This is a genomic window from Bradyrhizobium sp. SHOUNA76, from assembly GCF_023006445.1.
Classification (GTDB): Bacteria; Pseudomonadota; Alphaproteobacteria; order Rhizobiales; family Xanthobacteraceae; genus Bradyrhizobium.
The window spans coordinates 1-3,823 of sequence record NZ_JALBHA010000567.1 but is presented as its reverse complement, the minus strand read 5'-3'; the positions used below and the strand labels follow the sequence as shown (position 1 = coordinate 3,823).

General features: G+C 66.6%; 4 protein-coding genes and 1 pseudogene. 3 read left to right on the top strand and 2 right to left on the bottom strand.

Annotated features, from left to right (window positions below):
- The 3 genes and pseudogenes from MOV74_RS33375 to MOV74_RS33365 all read left to right on the top strand — a co-directional run.
- Positions 1–275 (top strand): annotated as a pseudogene (locus tag MOV74_RS33375) (ABC transporter ATP-binding protein); the annotation flags it as partial.
- Between the two features lie 33 nt (positions 276–308).
- Complete coding sequence (locus tag MOV74_RS33370; RefSeq protein WP_246931243.1) at positions 309–890, top strand: flavin reductase family protein; 582 nt, start codon at positions 309–311, stop codon at positions 888–890.
- Between the two features lie 98 nt (positions 891–988).
- Positions 989–1,147 carry a hypothetical protein gene (locus tag MOV74_RS33365; RefSeq protein WP_164718287.1) on the top strand — a complete coding sequence of 53 codons (159 nt, stop codon included), beginning with the start codon at positions 989–991 and terminating at the stop codon, positions 1,145–1,147.
- Positions 1,148–1,316: 169 nt separating this feature from the next.
- Here the strand turns inward: MOV74_RS33365 and MOV74_RS33360 are convergent, their stop codons facing one another.
- Together MOV74_RS33360 and MOV74_RS33355 are read right to left on the bottom strand one after the other, a co-directional pair.
- Positions 1,317–2,465 carry a M20 family metallopeptidase gene (locus MOV74_RS33360; RefSeq protein WP_246931242.1) on the bottom strand — a complete coding sequence of 383 codons (1,149 nt, stop codon included), beginning with the start codon at positions 2,463–2,465 and terminating at the stop codon, positions 1,317–1,319.
- A gap of 254 nt (positions 2,466–2,719) precedes the next feature.
- On the bottom strand, positions 2,720–3,823 hold a 1,104-nt coding region (locus MOV74_RS33355), incomplete at its 5' end, for a sigma-54-dependent Fis family transcriptional regulator (RefSeq protein ID WP_246931241.1).

Genomic DNA, 3,823 nt, shown 5'->3' with positions numbered 1-3,823 from the left:
AGCCGCTTGGCGCGCTGGACGCGCTGACCCGGATCTCGATGCAGCGTCTCTTGGAGCGCGTCTGGCGCGACCAGGGCTTTACCGCGATCCTCGTCACCCACGACGTCGCCGAAGCGGTCGCGCTGGCGGATCGCGTGCTCGTGATCGAGGACGGCCGCATCGCCCACGACGTCACGGTTAACGCAGGCAGGCCGCGTCAGCGCGGTTCGGCCGAGCTTGCCGGCCTCGAAGGCTCGATCCTGAGCCACCTGTTGTCGGCGGACGATCGTACCTAAATACAGGGAACCCCGCCTTGGGGGAGCAATACCATGAATGTAGTGCCCCGCGATCTCATGACTGAAATCCCCGTCTCGTCCGCCGATTTCCGCGGCGCCATGCGCCATCTCACCGGCGGCGTCAGCGTCATCACCGCCGGGCGGGGCAAGGACATCACCGGCATGACGGTGACCTCGGTGACCTCATTGTCGGTCGAGCCACCGACGCTGCTGGTCAGCATCAACCGCGATGCCTCCTCCTTTCCGCTGATCCGGCGCCACGGCGCCTTCGGCGTCAACATCCTCAATGCCGACCAGCTCGATGTCGCCGAGCGCTTTTCCGGCAAGGGCGGGCTGAAGGGCGCTGATCGCTTCGCCGGGGCCAGATGGGTGACGGCGGTCTCGGGCGTTCCGCTCCTGGCCGGCGCGCTGTCGGCCTTCGACTGCGAGGTCGAGGAGATCGTGGAGCGCCACTCGCACGGCATCGTCATCGGCCGTGTCAGAGACATCAAAAGCTTGACCCGCACCGCTGCGCTGGCCTATTGGCACGGCCAGTACGTCGCGGTCGACCAGGACGAGGACGCGGTCAGGCTCGCCGACGTCAGCCTTCCCGCGCGGGGCCGGCGCGGCGTTTGATCGCCGCCCGACAGGGCCGCGCAGGCTGGCCTTTTCCCCGTCATCGCTCTAGAAGCGCCCAAAGCCTTCCCGTTTCGGGACGGCCATGGAGCGGATCGATGAAGCGCATCGCGACCTTCGCCTTCTACGCCGTCGGCGCGCTCGCGATCGCCTATCTCGCGCTTTACGCCTACGCGATGTTCTCAGGCCAGCCCGTGATCATTCCCGGCGACCCCATCCACATTTTCCGCAAGCCCGACGCGCCGAGTTATTCGTAGACCTCGGGAAGTCTCGTAGGGTGGGCAAAGCGAAGCGTGCCCACGACCTCCATCCAGCAGGCAGCTATCGTAGGGTGGGCAAAAGGCGCACTTGCGCCGTGCCCACCATCTCTCCGCGTGACCGCTGTGGTGGGCACGCTTCGCTTTGCCCACCCTACGGCACCTCGCTTCACCCCCGCAAAATCGCCAGCGCCAGCGTCTGCGCGCGTGGCACGATGCTGTCGAGCTCGAGATATTCCTCCGGCGTGTGCGCGAGGCCACCGACCGGGCCAAGGCCGCAGATGGTCGGCGTGCCCACGGCGGCGGTGAAACCGGAATCGGCGCAGCCGCCGGAGAACTCGCCCTGCAGCGTGGTGAGGCCGGCCTGCCTTGCGGCCGCCCGGTAGCTTTCGAACAGCGCTTTCGACTCCGCGCTCTGCACCACCGGCACGAACTCGCCCTTGATGGTCAGCGTTGCGCTCGTGCCCGGCACGTAAGACGTCGCGACGATCGTCTCGATCGCTTCCATCACCCTCGCCCGATCGGCCGGGTCGACATAACGCAGGTCGATCTGACCCTCGGCCGAGGGCGCCGTGGTGTTGACGGACTGCCCGCCCGAGACCAGGCCGACATTGAGCGTGATGCCCCTGTCGAGATCGGTGAGCGCGTGGATCTTGACGATCTTGTGCGCGAGCTCGCCGATCGCGCTGACGCCGGCGGCGAAATTGGCGCCGGAATGCGCGGCTTTGCCGGTGATGGCCAGATGCATGAAGATGCCGCCCTTGCGCCCGGTGACGACGTTGCCGGTGGGGCGGCCCGGCTCGGAATTGAACACGGCGCGGGCGGCGCGGCCCTCGCGTTCGATCACGGGCCGGGAGGAGGGCGAGCCGATCTCCTCGTCCGAGGTGATCAGCAGCTTGATCGGATGCGGGTTGCCGCCGAACTTGTGGAAGGCCGTTGCGACGAACACGTTCATGACGAGGCCGGACTTCATGTCGGCGACGCCAGGGCCATAGGCACGGCCATCCCTAATGGTGAATGGACGGCGCCCGGCCTCGCCCTTGCCGAACACGGTGTCCCGATGTCCCATCAACAGCACCGGCCTTTCGTTGCTGCCGGGCTTTGCCACCTCGGCATGGATCGCGTCGCCGAAAGCGTCGTGGCTCTCGCGCCGGCACGGAATGCCGTGCTCGGCAAAATGCCGCTCGAACCGCGCCCCGACCGCATCGACGCCTTCCTTGTCATAGGAGCCGGAATCGATGTTCACGACGTCGCGGAGCAGATCGATCATCGCCTGCCGCTGCGTCGCCAGCCAGTCCGTGATTTGAGCTTCAGACATGTGGTTCCTCGCGTGGTTCTCACGCGGGGTTATAGGGCCTGGCGTGTGGATGGCCTAGTCACGTAACGCGGTCCCGTTATGCGATGAGCGCTCTCAACGCTGTCATTGCGAGCGTAGGGAAGCAATCCAGTCTGTCACCGCGGAAAGATTCTGGATTGCTTCGCTGCGCTCGCAATGACGAGGTTGGCGGCCTGCATTCAAACAAAAATGCCCGGGACTAGCCCGGGCATTCGCAGCCTCAACCAGGCCCCGCCTCACGCTCCCATCATCGGCATCCGCGGATATTCCCCCGGCGTGCCCGCCGGCGGGATCGGGATGCCGCCGTCGGAATATTCGTTGAGCTTGTTGCGCAGCGTGCGGATCGAGATGCCCAAAATATTCGCGGCATGTGTGCGATTGCCGAGGCAGTGCTTCAGCGTCTCCAGGATCAGGTCGCGCTCGACATCGGCGACGGTGCGTCCGACCAGCGCGCGCGTCACCTGCTCGGCGGCCATGGTCGCATGCGCCACCGCCGGCGCCGTCTTGGCGAGGTCGAGGCGGTCGCCGTCCGGCGTGATGATCGCGTCGGGGCCGATCTCGTCGCCCTGTGCCATCAGCACCGCCCGGTGCATGGTGTTTTCGAGCTCGCGAACGTTGCCCTGCCAGCGGTTGGCCGAGAGCACACGGCGCGCTTCCGCCGAAACCGGGCGCAGCGGCACGCCGTTGGCCTCGGCATATTTCTTCACGAAATGCTGGGCGAGCTCCAGAATGTCGGCGGGGCGCTCGCGCAGCGGCGGGATCTTCAGGTTCACGACGTTGAGGCGGAACAGCAGGTCCTCGCGGAACGTGCCTTCGCGCACGGCGTCGACGAGGTTGCGGTTCGAGGTCGCGATGATGCGGATGTCGACCGGCACGGGCTTGGTGCCGCCGACGCGGTCGATCACGCGCTCCTGGATCGCGCGCAGCAGTTTCGATTGCAGGCGGACGTCCATCTCCGAGATTTCGTCCAGCAGCAGCGTGCCGCCGGTCGCCTCCTCGAACTTGCCGATGCGGCGCGCGACCGCGCCGGTGAAGGCGCCCTTCTCGTGGCCGAACAGCTCGGATTCCAGGAGATGCTCAGGGATCGCGGCGCAGTTGATCGAGATGAAGGGACGCTTGGCGCGCGCCGAGCGGGTGTGGACGTAGCGGGCCAGCACCTCCTTGCCGGTGCCGGACTCGCCGGTGACCATCACCGAGGCGTCGGAGCCTGCGATCTGCTGCGCCAGCTTGATCACCTTCGCCATCGCCTCGTCGCGATAGACCAGCTCGCGGGAATCGTTGGCGACGGCAGCCAGCACCGCGGCGATCAGCTCGGGATCGGGCGGCAGCGGGATGTATTC